Consider the following 19,558-nt stretch of genomic DNA (forward strand, 5'->3'; position numbering starts at 1 on the left):
CCCGGCGTCAAGCCGGGTACAGGGTCAGTCCGTCGGGCGTCCGGGCGTTTCCCGCCTTGCGCAATTCGGGACGCAGGCGTGTCACGCAATGGGCGAGGGAGGCTCCCTCCCAGGGGACGCCGCCGGGGGCGAACAGGGCCTGCTCCAGGGCGTCGAGCGCCTGGTCCAGCTCTTCACTGCCGGCCTGTTGGCGCAGGGTCTTCAGGTGGGGGCCGGCTTCACCCGGAAAGAGACTGGCGCCCCAGGCCTGCAGCGCCTGCCGTGCGGCGGCGGACTGGTTGCTGGCACAGGCGGCCATCAGTTGCTTGAAAGCCTGGCTTTCACTGCCGTCCTGCCGATCCGTCGTTTTCTGCTCTGGCAGCCCCGGGTTTCGCCCGCGCCACCACAAGGCCAGCGTGAGCAGCCAGCCCAGGGCGCAAACTACCGCAACACTTCGCCACCACCACAGTTCCGTCGTGCCGGCCGGTTCGAGGGCCGCGGGGGATGGCGGAGCGTCCAACGCAAGCTGGTCTGGTAGCGGGGCAGCTGGCACCTGGGAGTGTGCCGCTCCCGTGACTTCAATTTCCCGGGCCGGCAGGACTGCCTCGCGCAGCTCGCCGCTTTCGGTATCCCACCAGGGAATACGGACTTCGGGAATCCGGTAATGGCCCGGGCTTCCCGGGACCAGCGCGGCACTGTCGGTGCGCTGTCCGGCCAGCCCGTTGCCGGTTTCCGTTTCGCTGATCTGCGGCTGGTCGGGGTAGTAGCGCAGACCGGGCTGGGCGGGGAAGAGGGTAGGGGGCAACTGGGCACCCTGCAGGCCATCGGCCACGATCCGCACGGTGCGGGTGGCGCTTTCACCCGCCTGTAATTGCTCCGGAGGCACTGACCACTGTTCTTCCAGGGTCAGGTTGCGCGCCGGCAGCCAGGTGGCATCGGCCGGGTAGCTGTCGGGGCGGGGAAGCACTTCTATGGTCAGGGGCTCAGTCGAGCGCCGCAGCAACGGGCCGCTGCTGCGGTCAAACAGGCTGCGTCGGGCCAGGCTCTCCCTGGCGGAGAAGGTCTGGGCGGGAATCTCCAGGGTGCCGCTCTGCTCAGGGAAGATGGCATAGCGTATTTCATGTACCAGCCAGGGGCGGCCGCCGACGGTTCGCTGGAAGGAGTTCTGTTCCAGCGGTTTCACGAACGCGTTATCCAGGTTCAGCTCGGTGACGCTGCGATTGTCGAGATTGATGGCCTGCTGTACCCGCAGGGTCAGCACCACCTGGCCCTGCACGTAGACCTGGTCCCGGTCCAGTTCGGCGTCGAACAGCACCTCGGTGTCGCCCGTGGGCGATTCCGGTTGCGGCCCCACTCTCACCGACAGCGCCGCAGTGCGGGCGCTGCCGCTGACCAGGGAAGGGATGAGCAGGTCACCCTGGCGCTGGGGGGTTATTTCCAGCACCAGCTTGCGGCTTTCAGAGCGCTGGCCGTTGACGATATTGACGCTGTTGGAGGAGGAGCGCTGCAGAATATCGAACTGCTCCTGAAGCAGGCCAAAGTCGATACTGTTGAGGTCTTCACCCCCGGTGGCGGTAATTTCCAGGCGCAGGGTATCGCCCATGGCAATCTGGTTGCGATCGACCCTGGCCTCCAGTGCCGCCCCGGCGGGATGCGCCAGCACCAACGTCAACATCGACGTCAGCAGCCATAACAGCCACACCGAAGAGTGGGGGCGGTTACCAGTTCTGTTCATCTCGCGGTGTCTCTCCCTGCTGTAGACGTTGCCGGCTCTCGTAGCGGAATTTCTCCCGCAGCAGGCCGGAGGGATCGTCGGGGACCCGTCGCAGCCACTGCTCCAGGGCCTGGTCGCGCTCGGCCTGTTCGGCGCTGACCGGCGCGCTGCTCTGCTCTTGACCCTCGCCGTCCTGTTGATCCTGAGGCGTGGGGGATGCTTGCTGCTGTTCGTCCTCTTCCTCTTCCTGATTACCGGCCTGGGCATCCGCTTGCGGTTGCTCATCATCCTCGGAAGCCGGGTCGTCCCGGGGTTGTTGATCCTGCCCGGACTCACTGTCGGTATTTTGCTGGTCGCCTTTTTGTTGGTTCTGCTGCTGGTTTTGCTGCTGGTCCTGCTGCTGCGAGTCGTTGCTCTGTTGATTCTGGTCCTGCTGGTCCTGCTCGCCATCCTGGTTCTGTTGATTCTGCTGCTGTTGCTCCTGCTGTTCTTTCAGCTGTTTGACGAGCTCCAGGTTGGCCTGGGCATCTGCCTGTTCCGGCTGCCTGTCGAGGGACTCGGTATAGGCGGCGATCGCCTCGTCCAGCTTGCCCGCCCGCGCCAGGGCGTTGCCCCGGTTGTACCAGTCATCGGCGCTGTCGCCCTCGGCAAACCGCTGGGCAGCGCCTTCGTAGTTGCCCGCCTCGTAGGCGGCGGTCCCCGCCCAGGCGGAATTGTCGAACAGCTCGCTGGCTTGCTCAGCGTCGCCCGCCTCTAGCGCGCGCTGGCCCTGCTGGTCCGGCGTCAGCCACCAGTCATCCCAGCTCTGGGCGCGAGCGGCCTGGGGATTCCCCAGCCACAACAGTGCCAGTAGCCCCAGCAATACGCCGCGACGGAACAGGAACACCGCGACAGGCAGCAACAGCAGTACCAGCACATAGCCCTGGTCTTCCCAGTGATCCGCGCGGCGCTCCGAATCGCTCAGGCGCTCCCGCCCCGGCAGGGCAGGCGGGTGGGCCAGGCGTTCGAGATCGCTGTTATCTACCTGCATTGCCATGTAGCGGCCCCGGCTGCGCTCGGCGAGGGTGGCCAGGCTGCCGCTGTCGAGTCCCGGTACCACGATCGTCCCCTGGGCATCCTTGAGGAAACCACCATCCGGCAGGGGCAGGGGCGCACCGCTGGCCGTACCGACACCCATCACCTCCAGCTCCACCCCGGCGGCATCCAGCGCCCCGGCGATGTCATTGTGCTGGTCCCGGGCTACACCATCGGTGATCAGCAGAATGCGGCCATCGAGTGCGCCGCCGCTGCGCAGCAGTTCCAGGGCCAGGCTGACGGCAGAGGCCGCGTCGCTCCCGGGGAGCGGCATCATGTCGGGGTTGAGGGCCGGGAGCAGGTTGGCGATGGTCCCGGTGTCGTCCGTGAGGGGGGTGACCACGTGGGCGTCGCCGGCAAAAGCCACCAGGGCGGTCTGGCCTTCCTCCCGTTGCTTGAGCAGGTCGAGAATCTTCTGGCGCGCCCGGTCCAGGCGCGACGGGACCAGGTCGGCCGCTTTCATCGAATAGCTGAGGTCGAGCACGACCACCAGGGCATCCTGCCGTTGCTGCACCGGTTGCGGGATTTTACGCAGGCTGGGGCCGGCCAGTGCAACACAGGCCAGTAGCCAGGCCAGCAGCAGCCAGGGCAGCAGGTTGCGGCGTTTACCGGTACTGGATTCACTCACCAGGTAGGGCAGCAGGGCGGGGTCGATCACCGCGGTCCAGCTCCCCGAGCGTTTGTGGGCAGCCGCCAGGGCCCAGCCCAGCAGCAGGGCCGGGAGCAGCGCCCACAGCCACTCGGGGCGCATCAGGTGAAGGGCGCCAAGGGTCATGACAGCGCTCTCTCGCTGGCTGGCGTGCGCTGGAACAGGCCCTGGCGCCGGCAGTGGTTTATTCCCAGCACAAAGCTCAGCAGCAGGGCACCGGCCAGTGGCCAGTAGCCCAGGGACTGCCGCGGGCGGTAGGTCGAAGCATCCTGCTCTACCGGTTCCAGTTCATCCAGCAGGTGATAGATGCCCACCAGTTCCTCCGGGTCCCGGGCGCGGAAGTAGCGGCCACCGGTCAGGTCAGCAATTTGCGACAGGCCTTTTTCGTCCAGTTCCGCCGAGGGGTTGATCTGGCGGCTGCCAAAACTGGAGCCAAACAGGCCCGGCATGGTCATCCGGTCGGCGCCGATACCGATGGTGTAGATGCGGATGCCCAGGCCCTGGGCCAGTCGCGCCGCGTCCAGTGGTTGCACCGAGCTGGCGGTGTCCTGGCCATCGGTGAGCAGAACCAGCACACGGCTCTCGGCGGGACGCTCCTTCAGCCGCTTCACCGCCAGGCCAATGGCATCACCGATGGCGGTCTCCTGGCCGGCAAAGCCGATCTGGGCCTCCTCGAGGAAATCCTTCACCGTGCCGGTATCGAAGCTCAGGGGCGATTGTACGTAGGCCTTGCTGCCAAACAGAATCAGCCCCAGTCGGTCGCCTTCCCGGCGGCTGATAAAATCCGCGCCAACGACTTTCACCGCATCGATCCGTCGCAGCTGACGCTGGCCGACCACCATGTCTTCCATCCGCATACTGCCGGAGATGTCGACAGCGAGCATCAGGTCACGGCCGCTATTGGGTAATTCGATCGGTTCACCGATCCACAGGGGGCGCGCGGCGGCAAGGAGTAGCAGCAGCCACAGCAGCGACAGGCAAACCAGTGTCGGCCAGTTGCCCCCCTCCCGGGCGCCACCGGTGCTCTCGCTGAGGTCGCGCCAGCTGTCGAAGAACGGCGCCCGCAGGGCCGCCTGCTGGCTGTTGGCAGCGGGCAGCAGTTGCCGCACCAGCCAGGGCAGTGGCAGCAACAGGAGTATCCAGGGCCATTGCCATTCAATCATGACGCAGCCTCGTGGTGCGCGATCCAGCGCCGGCTGGCGCGGTACAACTGGTCGCGACTGGCCGGGTCGATACCATCGGGCCGGTACAGTTGCAGGTCAAAAGCGGGGGTGAAACGGCTGTCGCTGTTCTCCTTGCCGGCCTTCACGCTGGCGTTGAGGAATTCACTCCAGGCCTCGCCGCTCAGTGCCGCCACGGTGTCACCGGGAAAGCTGCGCAGGGCCACGATTTTGAGCAGGCGGTTGCACTGGCCGCCAAAGCCTGCAGGGTCGTTGGCGGGCCAGCTCGCTTGCAATGCCTCGAGCTGGGCCAGCGCCTGGCGCCGGTAGCGACGCCGCTGGTGGCGACGCCAGAGCTGCCAGGCCCCGGCGGCGGCCAGCAACAGCACCAGTGCAGCCAGTAGCCACCAGCCGGGGGCGGGGGGCCACCAGCCCGTTTCCAGGGGTTGGCGCAGGGGTTGCAACCGGGCCAGGGGATCGTCGCCTTGCACGGTCAGTGCCTGCCTTCGCCATAGTAATGCTGCAACACGGGAAACGGGGGCTCGCCGGTGCTGAAAGAGAGCAGGGGAATGCCCAGCCGTTGCAGGTCTGTCGCCCACTGCTGCGCCTCGCTGCGGGCGCGTTCCGCAAATTGCTGGCGCAAGCGGCGGTCCGCGGTGCTCAGCTGGGTGCGGCGCTGGCCGTCGGTCACCGTGTAGACTCCCGCCCTGGGCAGGGCTTCTTCCAGCGGGTCGTGACAGGCCAGGGCGGTGATTTCACAGTGTTGGGCCAGTTGGTAGAGGTGTTCTCCGGCGCGGTCGCGGGCGGCATTGTGAAAGTCGCTGATGATATAGATGCTGCTGCCCGGTCGCGCCACCTGGCGCAGGTGAGACAGCATGTCGCTGAAGCTGCTGCCATTACCGGACTCGGGCAGCGGCAACCGGTGGTTGTAGGCGTTCAACTCGGACAGGATGGCCAGCACATTGCGGCGGCTGCGGCGCGGGCGAATTTCCCGGTGTTCGCTGCCATTGAACAGCAGTGCTCCCACCCGGTCTCCCTTGTCCAGGGCGCTCCAGGCCAGGACACCGGCAAGGTGGGCCGCCAGTACCGACTTGAAACAGTGGCGGGAGCCGAAGAACAGGCTGTTGCGCTGGTCCACGGCAATCAGCACGGGGCGCTCCCGCTCCTCGCGAAACAGTTTGGTGTGGGCGCTGCCGGTGCGGGCGGTGACGCGCCAGTCGATGCTGCGGATATCGTCGCCCGCCTGGTAGCCGCGCACTTCCTCGAAGTCGATACCGCGGCCGCGGAAGCTGGACTTGTTGGGGCCGGTGAGCTGGTTGAGGGCGCGCTTGCGCCGCCCGAGGTCCAGTTGGCTGCCCAGCAGCCGCAGGCCGATCAGGCTGGCCAGCTCACAGTAGGCGCCCTGGGGTGGAAGTTGCGGTGCGTGTTGCGACATCGGCGGCGGCTCAGGCCACTGGCACCCGGCTCAACAGTTCGCGGATCACCTGGTCCGCGGTCACACCATTGGCCTCGGCCTCGAAACTCAGCAACAGGCGATGGCGCAGGACGTCAGCGGCCACGGCCTGGACGTCTTCCGGGGATACGAACTCGCGTCCATCCAGCCAGGCATGGGCACGGGCGCAGCGGTCGAGGGCGATGGTCGCCCGGGGGCTGCCACCGTATTCGATCCAGCCGGCCAGTTCACTGGAGTAGTGGCCGGGCTCCCGGGTCGCGATCACCAGTTGCACGATGTACTCCTCGATCGACTCCGCCATGTGCAGTTCGAGTACTTCGCGGCGCGCCTCGAACACCGCTTCCTGGGTCAGCGGCGGTGGCGGCTCGCTGCTGTTGTGGACGGCCTCGGAGCGGGTCAGGCGCAGAATGTCGCGCTCGGCACGTGCATCCGGGTAGCCCACGCGAACATGCAGCAGGAAGCGATCAAGCTGTGCCTCGGGCAGGGGGTAGGTGCCTTCCTGCTCGATGGGGTTCTGGGTGGCCATCACCAGGAACAGGTTCGGCAGGGCGTAGGTTTCGCTACCCACACTCACCTGGCGCTCGGCCATCGCTTCCAGCAGGGCGGATTGCACCTTGGCCGGTGCCCGGTTGACCTCGTCGGCCAGCACCAGGTTATGGAACACGGGACCCGGCTGGAAGTGGAAGCTCCCTTCCTGGGGCCGGTAGATTTCGGTGCCGGTGACATCCCCCGGCAACAGGTCCGGAGTGAACTGGACCCGGTGGAAACTGCCTTCGATACCATCGGCCAGGGATTTGATGGCCCGGGTCTTGGCGAGGCCGGGGGCGCCTTCCACCAGCAGGTGACCATCTGCCAGCAGGGCGATGATGAGGCGCTGGACCAGATGGGACTGGCCAATGATCTGCTGGCTGAGCCAGTTTTCGAGTGCTCTGAGCTCTGCGCTTGCCACGCGTTCTCCTGTTGTTCTTGCCTGTGGGCGCCTGGTGCACACGGTGATCGGTGCGAGCGCCGGATTCTAGCCAATGCCCCGCTGCAGGCCAAACCCTGCAGCACGGGATGTGCCTCAGACTGGCTGCCTGTGCAAAAGTTCCAGTTGAAACTGACTACAGCGAAGGGCAATTGGTCTAGACTATGCCGCAAAAGCCGAGGTCTGGTAAACGGACCCACAAAAATTAAGCCGTAAATTGGAGCCCGCAAGAATCCGATGGCCTGGGATGCCCTGAAAAACAGCCTGCTTGAAGAGCTGGCACAGCGAATTGATAAACGTGGGGACAAGGACGACCGCCAGTCCCTGCATAACCTGTCAGCGACGTTCATGTCGCGGTTCCCCGCCGAGGACATGCGCGGGCGTACCGTCGAGAACCTCTACGGTTGCCTGTATGGGCTGTTCCATTTTATGGACCGGTGGGAATCGCCCGCGGCCAAGGTACGGATTTTCAATCCCGAGCTGCAAAGTCACGGCTGGGAGAGCAAGTACACCGTGGTGGCGATACTGTGCCGGGACATGCCGTTCTGCACCGCCTCGGTAAGGGGCGAGCTCAACCAGCGCAATATCCGCATACACACCCTGGCCAGCTGCAACCTGGTCACCCATCGCGACGAGCACGGCGAATTGCAGGCGGTGCCGGAAGACAACGACGACAGCCGCAAGGGACTCTCACACGAGAGCCTGCTTTATTTCGAGATAGGCCGCCATTCCGATAGCGACGAGATGGACGAACTGCGCAGCGCCCTGGAGGAAATCCTGGCGCAGGTGTCCCTGGTGGTGGATGACTTCCCGGCCATGCGCGAACGCCTGCAGCAGGTTGTCGAGGTGATTGGGCAAAGTACCTGCATCGAGGAGGAGTATCGCAGTGAAGCCCGCGCCTTCTGCGAGTGGTTGTGCCGGGATCATATGACCTTCCTCGGCTATGAATACCTCGACGTACGGCGCAGCGGTTCCCAGTTTGAGGTGGACGTAGCCAAGGCCGAGAGCCTCGGGCTGCTGCGCCGGCGCAATACCCGCGGCGCCCGTGAACTCGCCACCGATCTCAACGCCATGCCGGCGGAAGAACTGCAGCGGCGCCAGCTCAGTTTCGCCAAGTCGCGGATCCGCTCGCGTATTCACCGTCTGGCTTACCCGGATTACGTCGAGATCAAGGTCTTTGACGAGACCGGCGAAGTGATTGGGCAGCACCGTTTCATCGGCCTGTTTACCTCTACCGTCTACACCATGAACCCCGCGCTGATCCCCATCCTGCGGCGCAAGGTCGAGCAGGTGGTGGAGCTGTCCGGCCTTGAGACCAGCGAACACGATGGCCGCGAGTTGGCCCGGGTACTGGAGCTGTTTCCCCGGGACGAGCTGTTCCAGTCCAGCATCCGCGAGCTGTACGACACGGTGATGGCCGTCAACCGCATCCAGGAGCGCCGCCAGACCCGGCTATTCGTGCGCGAGGACGCCCACGGCAAGTTCGTTAACTGCCTTGTCTACATGCCGCGGGACCGCTACCACACGGAACAGCGGGTGAAGATGCAAAACATCCTTAGCCGCGCCTTCGGTGCCGAGGAATCCGAGTTCACCACCCATTTTTCCGAATCCATTCTGGTGCGCTGTCACTTCGTGCTGCGGGTCGACCCGACCGAGCAACGGCACTACGACGTCAATGAAATCGAGGAGCAAATTGTGCAAGCCACACTCGCCTGGGAAGATCGCCTGCGCATGCGACTGGTGGAGGAATTCGGCGAGGAGCAGGGCGAAGGCTACGCGCGCAATCTCGGCGTAGGCTTTCCCCCGGGTTATCGCGATGATTTCGATCCCCGCGTTGCGGTGATGGATGTTCACAACCTGCTGAGCCTGGACAATGGCCGGGAACTGGCCATGCGACTGTACCGCCTGCTGGAGGAGGAGGACGACAAGCTGCGTCTGCGCCTCTACCACAAAGGGGAATCGCTGCCACTGTCGGACATCCTGCCCATCCTTGAAAACCTGGGGCTGCGGGTGGTGTCCGAGCGCCCCTACGGCGTCAAGGCCGCCGATGGTGAACGCTACTGGATCCAGGAATTCAGCCTGATCTACTCACTGTCCAATGACATTGACCTGGAGCAGGTGCGCGACGAGTTCGAAGACGCCTTCACCCGCATCTGGTTTGGCGAAGCAGAGAACGACTCTTTCAACCGGCTGTTGCTGGGAACCCGGCTCAGCTGGCGTGAAATTGCCCTGCTGCGGGCCTATGCCCGCTACCTGCGGCAGTTACAGTTCCCCTACAGTGTCGACTACATCGCCGAGACCATGGCCAACCACCTGCCCATTACAGCAGGTTTGGTGGAGCTGTTCCTGACCCGTTTTTCGCCGGTATTCGACGGCGACGAAGACTGGCGGGCGGAGCGTGAGCAGACCGTGGAGCAGGGGATCGTGGATGCCCTGGAACAGGTGGAGAACCTCGGTGAAGACCGCATCATGCGCCAGTACATCACCGTGATCAAAGCCACCCTGAGGACCAACTTCTTCCAGCAGGCGGGCAACGGTGAACTCAAGCCCTACTTCTCCTTCAAGTTCAATCCCCGGGCAATTCCCGATGTGCCGGCGCCGGTGCCGATGTTCGAGATTTTCGTGTACTCGCCCCGGGTGGAGGGCGTTCACCTGCGCGGCGGCAAGGTGGCCCGCGGTGGCCTGCGCTGGTCCGACCGGATGGAGGATTTCCGCACCGAGGTGCTCGGCCTGGTGAAAGCCCAGCAGGTCAAGAACGCGGTGATTGTGCCCGTGGGCGCCAAGGGTGGTTTCGTGGCCAAGAACCTCACCGCCGACATGAGCCGCGACGAGGTGCAGCAGGAGGGCATCGAGTGCTACCAGCTGTTCATTCGCGGTCTCCTGGATATTACCGACAACCGCGTCGAGAGTGGTATCCAGCGTCCGTCGCAGGTGGTGTGCAAGGACGAGGAAGACCCCTACCTGGTGGTGGCGGCGGACAAGGGCACCGCAACGTTCTCCGATATCGCCAACGCCCTGTCCGAGGAATACGGTTTCTGGCTGGGGGACGCCTTCGCCTCCGGCGGCAGCGCCGGGTACGACCACAAGAAAATGGGCATTACCGCCCGCGGGGCCTGGGTTTCGGTGCAGCGGCATTTCCGTGAAATCGGTATCGACGTCCAGAGCACCGACTTTACTGCCATTGGTGTTGGGGACATGGCGGGGGATGTGTTCGGCAACGGCATGCTGTTGTCGCCCCATATCCGCCTGTTGGCGGCGTTCAACCACATGCATATTTTTGTGGACCCGGAGCCCGACGCCGCCAGCAGCTTCGCCGAGCGCCAGCGTCTGTTCAATCTTCCGCGTTCCAGCTGGACCGACTACGACGCCAGCCTGATCTCCGCCGGTGGCGGGATCTTCAGCCGGGCTGCCAAGTCGATCAGCATCTCGCCCCAGATGCAGGCCCGCTTCGATATCAGCGAGAGCCGCCTGACGCCCAATGAGCTTATTTCCCGGTTGTTGCGGGCCGAGGTAGACCTGCTGTGGAATGGCGGTATCGGGACCTATGTGAAGTCCTCGCTGGAGTCCCACACCGACGTGGGGGACAAATCCAATGATGCGGTGCGGGTCAATGCCAACCAGTTGCGCTGTCGGGTGGTGGGCGAGGGCGGCAACCTCGGCATGAGCCAGCTGGCCCGGGTGGAGTACTGCCTGCACGGAGGTCGCTCCAACACCGATTTTATCGACAACGCCGGCGGGGTCGACTGCTCCGACCACGAGGTGAACATCAAGATTCTGCTCAACGCCATTGTGGCGCGGGGCGACCTCACGGAAAAACACCGCAACGCCATGCTCGAGGACATGACCGAAGCGGTGGCGGAACTGGTGCTGGAGAACAATTACCGGCAGGTGCAGGCGATCAGCCTTGCGGAATTCCAGGCGGCCGAGCGCAGTGGTGAGTACCAGCGCTTCATCGCCGACCTGGAATCCAGGGGCCGCCTGAATCGGGAGCTGGAATTCCTGCCCTCGGACGAGGAGCTGACCGAGCGCCGGGTCCAGGGCAAGGGCCTGACCCGGCCGGAACTGGCGATCCTGGTGTCCTACAGCAAGGCCATGCTGAAAGAGGAGTTGATTGACTCCGATCTCGGCAAGGACCCCCGTCTCGCCAGCCAGGTCAGCACGGCGTTCCCCTCCCAGTTGGTGGCGACCTACGGCGAGGAGCTGCAGGCTCACCGCCTGCACCGGGAAATCATGTGTACCCAGATTGCCAACGACATGGTCAATCGCATGGGGCTCAATTTCGTCATGCGCCAGCGCAAGGCGACCGGTGCCCCGGTGGCGGACATCGCCCGGGCCTATACCACGGTGATGGATGTCTACGACGTGGTTGCCCTGTGGGACGAAATCGAGGCCCTGGACCACAGTGTCGACGCCCGGGTGCAGATGGAGATGATGCTCAACCTGATCCGGCTGGTGCGCAGGGGAGTGCGCTGGCTGCTGCGCAACCGGCGCCACAACCTGGCGCCCAGCACCTGTATCGAGGAGTTTGGCGAGGGGGTGACCCAGCTGCGGGAGCTGGTACCCCAACTGTTGCGTGGCCGCCTGAAGGAGCAGTACACCGCTTTCGAACAGCACTACATCGACGCCGGGGTCAGCGACCTGCTGGCGGGCCGGGTTGCCGGTGCAGTACTGTCCTACACCACCCTGGGCATTATCCAGGCCAGCAGCGAGACTGGCTCCTCACTGGAGCGTGTGGCCCAGCTTTACTACTACCTCGGTGACAAGCTGGAACTCGACTGGTTTGGCGGCCAGATTCTCGCCAGCAAGGTCGACAATGAATGGCAGGCCCTGGCCCGGGATACTTACCTCGAGGACCTGGAATGGCAGCAGCGGACCCTGGCGGCCGGGGCCCTGCGTCACTGGTGCGAAGATGGCGACCCCGACCAGTGCTTCAAGCAGTGGTCGAAGCAGGAGGCAACCCTGCTGAAACGCTGGCGCGAGATGCTATCGGAGCTGCACAGCACCAATTCGCCGGACTTTGCCATGTACGCCGTGGCAAACCGGGAGTTGCTGGATCTGGCCCAGAGCAGCCTGCGGAATTGAAAGGGGCCGGCGTAGCCCGCCGGCCGGAATGATTTGCGGGTGTTCGAAGCCTCTGTGATTACAGGGCGCGAAGTTTGTGGACGCCGGACACGCCGGTCAGACCGTCCCACTGGTCGGCGCGACCTTCGCGCCAGCCGGAAACCCAGTTCTGTCGATGTTCCTCATTGGCGTGGGGGCAGTAGTCGATACTGCGGCCGGAAACACCGGCCTGATAGCCGCGGTCAAAAGCCCTGGAGTTCATATCGCGCTTCTGTCTTCTCATAGAGGTTGCCTCCGTCTTGAGCCTGTTTCCACCGCCGAGGCGAGAGCGACGCACGCGTAACGTGCGGTTGGCGGCAGGAGTGGGCTCCAGATGTCTGTAGCGAGTTGTCGAAGCGGGTAGCTGGACAAAAGCGCCCGGCAATACCCGGAAGTGGCGCCCGCAGGCGCAACTTCATGAAACCAGAGCAGCCCCGGCAAGTCGACTAATGTTTTGGAACAAGGAAGGGCTGTTTATATAACGGTAACTTTTTAGAAACATTACCTGTACCTGTTCAGCTGCGCGCGGGCCCTGCCGCCGCACCGATATAGCCCAGCATGGCCGCCCGGTACAGCGCCTGGGAACGTCCCGAGACCGCCAGTTTGCGGGCGGCGTTGGTGATGTGGAAGCGCACCGTCGGCAGGGAGATATCCATGATGATGGCGACCTCGGCGTCGGTTTTGCCCAAGGCTGCCCACTTCAGGCACTGGATCTCCCTGGGAGTCAGGCGGGGAGGGGCCTCCATGCGCGCCCGGGCACTGCAGTCGCGGTAACTGGCCAGGAAGGTGAGGGCCAGGGTCAGCAGTTCGCTGGCGTGCTCCTGAAAAATGGCGGTCACCGGCAACGACTTGTCCGGGCTGGCCCAGACAATGGAGCCAATAACGCCCCCCGGCAGATGGCAGGGCACCATGATCGCCGATTCCACGCCGAAACCGTCGAAGTCTTCCTGCTCATTCACCGCGTCCAGCGCGCCGTTGTGACGCCAGCTCCCGAGTTTCCCCTGGGTGAGGTAGAAGGGTTCGGCACAGACCCGGCAGGCCTGGATAATGGCCGCCCGCAGGGCAAAGCCCGGGTCTTCCCAGTAACGCAGGTCGGGATCGAGCCAGGGAAATACGGATTCGGCGAGGGGGCGCCCCTCGCGGTCGATCAGGGGGTGTGGGCTGGAGATATCGGCGCTGGCGGCGATATAGGGTAGCCCGATGCGTTTCCCGACTGCGGCGACTGCCTCGGCGAGATGCTGTACCTCGTCCTGCTCCTCCGCACGCTGTTCCGCTGTCGGTACTACCGCCATCACAGGTTTCCCCCTCTTGTTATCGCGCTCAAGAGTGCCCCGAGTCGCGCATGAGTGCAACACCGGGTTGGGGGACGCGGTGGAATGGCGGGGAATGCCGCTGCCCGCAGCCTGCCGCAGGGGCAGGATGCGGGCTCTTGAGGTGCCGGAACCGGCCATCAGAAGCGGTAGGTGAAGCTGGCGCCGTAGGTCATGCTCTGGCCCGGGAAGCGCACCGCGGTGTTGGCGTTGGTGGCAACCGCCTTCCAGTAGTACTCGTCGGTGAGGTTCTTGCCCCAGAGGCTGACGTTCCAGGTCTCATTCAGCGAGTAGATGGACGCTGTGGCGTTGAACAGGCTGTAGCTGTCGATCTTGTGATCGTCATCATTGGCCAGGTTGCCGTAGCTTTCATCCTGGTAGCGTCCGTTCAGGGCTATGGACATACCCAACCCATCCGTAATCGGTCGATCGTAGATCAGCGTCAGGCTGCCGGCAACCTCCGGACTGTAGAGGAAGGACTTGCCGTCGAAGTCGGCGGGCTGGCCGCCGGCGTCGATGCCGGTGTAGCCCTTGACCTCGGTGTTCAGCAGGGTACCACCGAAGATCGCGGTCAGGTTGTTGGTGACGGCAAAGGTCACTTCGGCGTCCAGACCGTAGGCCTCGGAGTCGGGCACGTTGTTGATGCGTGACAGGGCGGTGTAGATCGGGTCGGAGAAGTACACGCTCAGCTGCTTGTCAGTGTAATCGTAGAAGAAGGCCGACGCGTTGAACTGCATGCGCTGGTTGAGCAGGGTCGCCTTCATGCCCACCTCGTAGGCCAGCAGCTCTTCCTGGGTGGCCGGGGCGTTCTGGGTGGAGATGTTGGCTGCGTTCACCGGGGTCACACCGGCCTTGGTGCCCTGGGATACCGAGGCGTAGTACAGGGTGTCCACTGTCGGGGTCCAGTTGGCAACCACGCGCCAGGACACGTTGTCTTCATCCAGTTTCGATTCCACCAGGCCGAAGCTCAGGGTTTCCGGGTTGAAGGTGTTGCACTCGTTGGCGCTGATCTCGTCGACGAAGGCGCCGTAGGTCTGGAAGAACAGGGCGCGGTTGGTGACGTTGACGTTGGGCAGCATGCTGCCGTTGAAGTCGCTGGAGCAGCCGCCGTAATCCTGCTCGTCTTCACTGTAGCGAATACCGGTAGTCAGGGTCAGGGTGTCGCCCAGTTCCCAGTCCACGCTGCCGAATACGCTCTTGGTGGTGGTGTCGATGTCCGCCGAGTCACGATAGGTACGGAAGGCCTGCAGGGCGTCGGTCAGGGTATAGCCGCCCGAGTTGAAAGGAGTCTCCAGCAGGGTGGTCGTGAAGAAGCGAATCATGGGCACGTTGGCGTTCTCGCCCAGCAGGGTGCGGTTGGAGTCGAGAATTTCGTCCTCCGCGTAATAGGCGCCCACCAGCCAGCGGGTGTTCTCGGTGCTGCCCTCCAGGCGCAGTTCCTGGGAGAAGCTCTCGATGGTGCCGTAGGCGTCCTGCACCAGGATTTCGAAGGGTGCGCCGCTCCAGTCGGACAGGGCCTGGCGCTCGAAGTCCTGGTAGCCGGTGAGGGCGACTATGCGCATGTCGTCGTTCAGTTCCCAGTCGATGTTGAGCTTGTAGGCGTCCAGGGAGGCGTCGTTGTCCAGGTCGCCGGCCAGGCCGGCGCCAATACCGATGTCGGCACCGCGCTGGGCAGCGCTGACCCAGTTGGCGTCCTCGGCATTTCTGGGCTGGTTGTTGGCGATGTAGTCCGCCAGGCCCGGGGCGTTGAACAGGCTTGGCGTACCGCCGCCGCCCGGGGTGGTCGCGGGGGTAAAGCCGATGGCCTGGGCGGCCAGGGTGTCGGATGTGTCGCGCCAGCCATTGTAGGAAAAGTCGATGCTCAGGGTGTCGGTGGGCTGGAAAGCCACTGCCGCGCGAACCCCGGTGCGGTGCACCTCGCCGAGGGTCTCGTTGCTGTCGATGGCTTCCTGCCAGCCTTCGCCGCTATCCTCATTGCGAATCGACAGCCGCGCCTGCAGGCCGTCGAACAGGGAGCCAGAGATCATCGCTTCCTGGTTGAAGGTGTCGTAGTTGCCGACTTCGGCGCTCACCATGGCCTCGAATTCTTCGGTGGGCTTGTTGGTGACGAGGTTGATCAGGCCCGCGGTGGTGTTGCGGCCGAACAGGGTACCCTGGGGGCCCTTCAGCACTTCCACCCGGGCCATGTCGAACATGGGGCCGGCGTTGAGGATGGGGTAGGGGTAGGCCACCTCATCCACATAGGTGCCGACCGTGGAGGTCGCCGACATGTTGATGGTGTTGAAGCCCACGCCGCGCAGTGTGTAGGTGGGCACACCCTGGTAGCTCTGGGCGACCGTGAAGCTCGGTACCACCGCGGTCAGGTCGTCGACATCGTCCAGGCGCAGCTGTTCCAGTCGCTCCCCCTGGTAGGCCTGGATGTCCATGCCGACATCGTTGACGGACTGTTCATAGCGCTGGGCGGTGACGATCACCGTCTCCAGCGGCAGGACTTCGTCGCTGCCCTGGGCCTGGACTGCGGTACTGCCCAGTGGCAGGGCCAGCAGGGCCACAGCGCGGGCCAGGATGCGTTGGTGACCAGGAAAGCGTTTACCGGGAATGTTTGCGTTCACGTTGGGACCTCTCAGTTATATGTTCTTATCGCCGCCTAAGGTCCGTCAGCGGGGGTTTTCGAGCAAGCTGTTGAATGTGATAGGGCGCCTAACTCACTGTAAACATTATGAAAAATTGAGGATTTGCAGCTGTTCCCAGGCGTGCTCAGGGCGGCCTCGACAGGGGCGGGCAAGTTGGCCCTCGCGCCCCGCGCCGTGGTCTCTGGCGTGAGCTGCGTGCTAAGGTCTCGGACCACATACCTTCACCTGGTTACTACGGAGATTCGCCTGTGTTGCGCCGATGTTTACTTATGCTTTGCCTTACCCTTCCCGCCAGTGTGCCGGTCCTTGCCCTCGACCCGGTGGAAACCTCCGTCGCAGAAGCGGTCGACGGCGCCACGGCGCGCTACACCGAGGTGCTGGAGCGGGCGGTCAACATCAATTCGGGCAGCATGAATTTTCCCGGTGTGCGGAAGGTCGGTGACCTGTTTGCGGAGGAGTTTGAGGCACTGGGCTTCACCACCGAGTGGGTTGACGGCGCGGCCTTCAACCGCGCCGGCCACCTGGTGGCGCGTCGCGGTACCCGGGGCCCCAAAGTCCTGTTGATCGGTCACCTGGATACGGTATTCGCCAGTGATAGCCCGTTCCAGCGTTTCGAAGTGGTGGACGAACACCATACCGCGGGGCCGGGTATCGCCGACATGAAGGGCGGCAATGTGGTGATGTTGCTGGCGCTGTCGGCCCTGGCGGAGGCGGGGTTGCTCGACGACCTGCAGTTGACGGCGGTACTCACTGGCGACGAGGAACTCCGCGGTCGGCCGCTGGATGTCGCCAATGCCGCCCTGGTGGACGCCGCCCGCTGGGCGGATGTCGCCCTAGGTTTCGAAAACGGCGATAACGACCCGCACACCGTGGCCACCGCGCGTCGTGGCTCCACCAGCTGGCGCCTCGAGGTGACGGGCAAACCGGCTCACTCCTCCCAGGTGTTCCGTGAAGACATCGGTGACGGCGCGGCCTTCGAGCTGGCGCGTATCCTCACCGCCTGGCGCGAGGCCCTCCGGGCCGAGGAAAACCTCACCTTCAATCCCGGCGTGCTGGTGGCGGGCACCGATGTCAGCCTGGATGCCACCAGCGGCCGCGGTGATGTGTTTGGCAAGAGTAATGTGATTGCCCGCAGTGCGCTGGTAAACGGTGGCATCCGGGCGGTGTCGCCGGAACAACTGCGCCGCGCGCAGGAGGTAATGCACAAGGTGGCCGCCGACAACAGCCCTCACTCCAGTGCCGTGCTCACCTTCAGCGAGGGTTACCCGCCGATGCCGTCCACCGAGGGCAACCGGCAGTTGCTGGCGCTGTACAGTACGGTGAGTGAAGAGCTGGGCTATGGGCCCGTTACGCCGGTCGATCCGCGCCGGGCCGGCGCGGCGGATATCTCCTTTGCCGCGGGCTACGTGGAGCAGGCGATCGATGGCCTTGGCTTGCTGGGAAGCGGTGGTCACACCGTGGACGAGATGGCCGACATGCGCCTGCTGCCGCAGCAGGCCAAGCGAGCTGCTATCCTGCTGAGGCGCCTGGCGCAGCAGTAAATTCGACGGACGGAGCAAATAATAATGACATCCGAACCCACACCGGCCTACACGCTCTACGGTGGTGAGCTGTCGCTGTATACCGGCAAGGCGCGTTGTTACCTGCGCTACAAGGGGCTGGACTATCGGGAGCTGCCCGCCACCCGGGAGGTGCACAAGGAACTTATCCTGCCGCGTGTGGGTGCGGCGATTGTGCCGGTGCTGGTCACGGATAACGACGAGGTGGTCCAGGACACCACCGACATCATCGATTTTCTCGAGGCCCGGCATCCCAATCCCCCCGTGTATCCGGCGGGCTCCCTGCAGAAGCTGGTGGCGCTGATGCTCGAGTTCTACGGCGACGAGTGGCTGGTGATGCCGGCCATGCACTATCGCTGGAGTGTGATCGACCAGCAATACTCCTTCATCATGCGTGAGTTCGGCGCCATGAGTGCCCCCGACGCCAGTGAGGAAGAACAAGTGCATCTCGGGGAAAAACTCTGTGCGCCGTTCCGCGGCTCGATTCCTGCCCTGGGGGTGACGGAGGAAACCATCCCCGGTATCGAAAAGTCCTATCGCGAACTGCTGGGTGAGCTCGATGCCCACTTCGCCCAGTACGACTTCCTGCTCGGCAGCCGCCCGTCGATAGGCGACTTCGGCCTGATCGGGCCGCTGTATGCCCACCTGGGTCGGGACCCGGTACCCCGCGAGTTGATGGAGCGGACCGCCCCCAATGTCTATCGCTGGGTCCAGCGGATGAACAACCCGCAACCCTGTAGCGGCGAATTCCTGGCCGACGACCGCGTGCCCGACACCCTGATGCCGGTGCTGGAGAGAATGTGTCACGAACACTTGCCCGATGCGGTGGACGTGGTCGCTCACAACGCCGGGTGGCTGGAACAGAACCCGGGCGGGAGCCTGCCCCGGGTGCTCGGTTTTCACCCCTTCACGACCGGCGGAGTGCAGGGCACCCGCTACATCCACAGCTACAGCCAGTGGATGTTCCAGCGCTGCCTGGATCACTACGCCAGCCTGGAAGGCGAGGACCGCTACCGGGCAGACACCCTGCTGGGCAGTATCGGCGGGCTACAGGCCATGCGCACCCCGGTTGCCCGGCGTGTGCGCCGGCAGCCGGGCCAGCTCGAGCTGGTCGAGGCCTGACCGACTGGCCTCAGGCCTGGCCGGCGGGGGCCGTCTCGGCGAACAGTACCGGCACCGCCGATTCCGGGCTGCCGATTCCGCGTATCAGGTGCAGGCTGCCGCTGAAGTCCTCCACCAGGGCAGTGCAGTTCTCCACCCAGTCGCCGTCATTGCAGTAGAGGACACCCTCGTACTGCTTGATTACAGGGTGGTGGAGGTGGCCGCAGATGATCCCGTCCAGCCCTTTCTGGCGTGTCATCAGGACTGCTGCGTCCTGGTAGGCATTGATGGCCTGCTCGGCCTGGGCGATGTGGCCTTTTACCCACTTCGCCAGTGACCAGTAGGGTTTTCCCATCAATTCACGACCGCGATTCACCCAGCGGTTCACCCACATCAGGAAGTCGTAGGCGATATCACCGATGGCGCGGTTGAGACGGCTGTAACGCACTGCGTAGTCCAGCTCGTCGCCGTGAATGACCAGGAAGCGCCGTCCGTCCGCAGTCTCGTGGATGGCCTGCTCACGCAGGTGCACATTGCCGAACTCCGCCCCGCAGAACTCGCGGAAGTTCTGGTCGTGGTTGCCCGGTATGTAGATGACTTCCACCTGTTTGCGCGACAGTTTCAGCAGCTTGCGCAGGACCTGGTTGTGGGCCTCGGGCCAGAATACCCGGCGGTGCATGGCCCACACGTCGACGATATCGCCAACCAGGTACAGCCGTTCGCACTTGACGCGATCCAGCAGCGCCAGCAGGTAGTCGGCCTTGCAGTGAATGCTGCCCAGATGAACGTCGGAAATCCACAGTGTCCTGCAGTGAATCTTGCCGTCCGCGTTGAATGCCTCCATCGATTTTCCCCTCCC

At 64.1% G+C, this 19,558-nt stretch carries 13 protein-coding genes; 3 read left to right on the forward strand and 10 right to left on the reverse strand.

The window, feature by feature from the left end; genetic code table 11:
* Positions 1-7 precede the first annotated feature (7 nt).
* The 6 genes from FV139_RS12505 to FV139_RS12530 are packed head-to-tail and all read right to left on the reverse strand — an operon-like array spanning position 8 to position 6,978.
* A complete protein-coding gene (locus tag FV139_RS12505) occupies positions 8-1,714 on the reverse strand; it encodes a BatD family protein (RefSeq protein ID WP_148068793.1) in 1,707 nt (568 codons plus the stop codon).
* A complete protein-coding gene (locus FV139_RS12510) occupies positions 1,698-3,542 on the reverse strand; it encodes a VWA domain-containing protein (RefSeq protein ID WP_235898644.1) in 1,845 nt (614 codons plus the stop codon). The genes FV139_RS12505 and FV139_RS12510 overlap by 17 nt, the downstream gene beginning before the upstream one ends.
* Entirely contained in the window at positions 3,539-4,579 is a 1,041-nt protein-coding gene (locus FV139_RS12515; protein ID WP_148068794.1) for a vWA domain-containing protein, read from the reverse strand. Before FV139_RS12515 ends, FV139_RS12510 begins: the two co-directional genes overlap by 4 nt.
* Complete coding sequence (locus FV139_RS12520) at positions 4,576-5,067, reverse strand: DUF4381 domain-containing protein (RefSeq protein WP_187276514.1); 492 nt, start codon at positions 5,065-5,067, stop codon at positions 4,576-4,578. The genes FV139_RS12515 and FV139_RS12520 overlap by 4 nt, the downstream gene beginning before the upstream one ends.
* A 2-nt stretch (positions 5,068-5,069) precedes the next feature.
* Positions 5,070-6,011 (reverse strand): DUF58 domain-containing protein, encoded by a 942-nt coding sequence (locus tag FV139_RS12525; protein ID WP_148068796.1) that lies wholly within the window; start codon positions 6,009-6,011, stop codon positions 5,070-5,072.
* A 10-nt stretch (positions 6,012-6,021) separates the two neighbouring features.
* The gene (locus FV139_RS12530; RefSeq protein WP_148068797.1) at positions 6,022-6,978 is read right to left on the reverse strand and encodes an AAA family ATPase; all 957 of its coding nucleotides are present in this window, start codon (positions 6,976-6,978) and stop codon (positions 6,022-6,024) included.
* Between the two features lie 255 nt (positions 6,979-7,233).
* On the opposite strand from FV139_RS12530, the gene FV139_RS12535 reads away from it, so the two are divergent.
* Positions 7,234-12,078 (forward strand): NAD-glutamate dehydrogenase, encoded by a 4,845-nt coding sequence (locus FV139_RS12535; RefSeq protein WP_148068798.1) that lies wholly within the window; start codon positions 7,234-7,236, stop codon positions 12,076-12,078.
* A gap of 58 nt (positions 12,079-12,136) precedes the next feature.
* Here FV139_RS12535 and rmf read toward each other — a convergent pair whose 3' ends face one another.
* The 3 genes from rmf to FV139_RS12550 all read right to left on the reverse strand — a co-directional run bounded on the left by rmf (position 12,137) and on the right by FV139_RS12550 (position 16,018).
* Entirely contained in the window at positions 12,137-12,340 is a 204-nt protein-coding gene (gene rmf, locus FV139_RS12540) for a ribosome modulation factor (protein ID WP_148068799.1), read from the reverse strand.
* A 271-nt stretch (positions 12,341-12,611) separates the two neighbouring features.
* Positions 12,612-13,388, reverse strand: coding sequence for a helix-turn-helix transcriptional regulator (locus FV139_RS12545; protein WP_148068800.1), 777 nt, complete (start codon positions 13,386-13,388; stop codon positions 12,612-12,614).
* Positions 13,389-13,546: 158 nt separating this feature from the next.
* Positions 13,547-16,018: a TonB-dependent receptor gene (locus tag FV139_RS12550; protein WP_213004110.1), complete on the reverse strand. Its 2,472-nt coding sequence runs from the start codon at positions 16,016-16,018 to the stop codon at positions 13,547-13,549.
* A gap of 290 nt (positions 16,019-16,308) precedes the next feature.
* On the opposite strand from FV139_RS12550, the gene FV139_RS12555 reads away from it, so the two are divergent.
* Together FV139_RS12555 and FV139_RS12560 are read left to right on the forward strand one after the other, a co-directional pair.
* Complete coding sequence (locus tag FV139_RS12555; protein WP_148068801.1) at positions 16,309-17,580, forward strand: M20/M25/M40 family metallo-hydrolase; 1,272 nt, start codon at positions 16,309-16,311, stop codon at positions 17,578-17,580.
* A 24-nt stretch (positions 17,581-17,604) separates the two neighbouring features.
* Positions 17,605-18,720: a glutathione S-transferase family protein gene (locus FV139_RS12560; RefSeq protein WP_148068802.1), complete on the forward strand. Its 1,116-nt coding sequence runs from the start codon at positions 17,605-17,607 to the stop codon at positions 18,718-18,720.
* 10 nt (positions 18,721-18,730) lie between these two features.
* Here FV139_RS12560 and FV139_RS12565 read toward each other — a convergent pair whose 3' ends face one another.
* Positions 18,731-19,543: a UDP-2,3-diacylglucosamine diphosphatase gene (locus FV139_RS12565; RefSeq protein ID WP_148068803.1), complete on the reverse strand. Its 813-nt coding sequence runs from the start codon at positions 19,541-19,543 to the stop codon at positions 18,731-18,733.
* Positions 19,544-19,558 lie beyond the last annotated feature (15 nt).

The organism is Parahaliea maris, from assembly GCF_008064665.1.
GTDB classification, from domain to species: Bacteria; Pseudomonadota; Gammaproteobacteria; order Pseudomonadales; family Halieaceae; genus Parahaliea; species Parahaliea maris.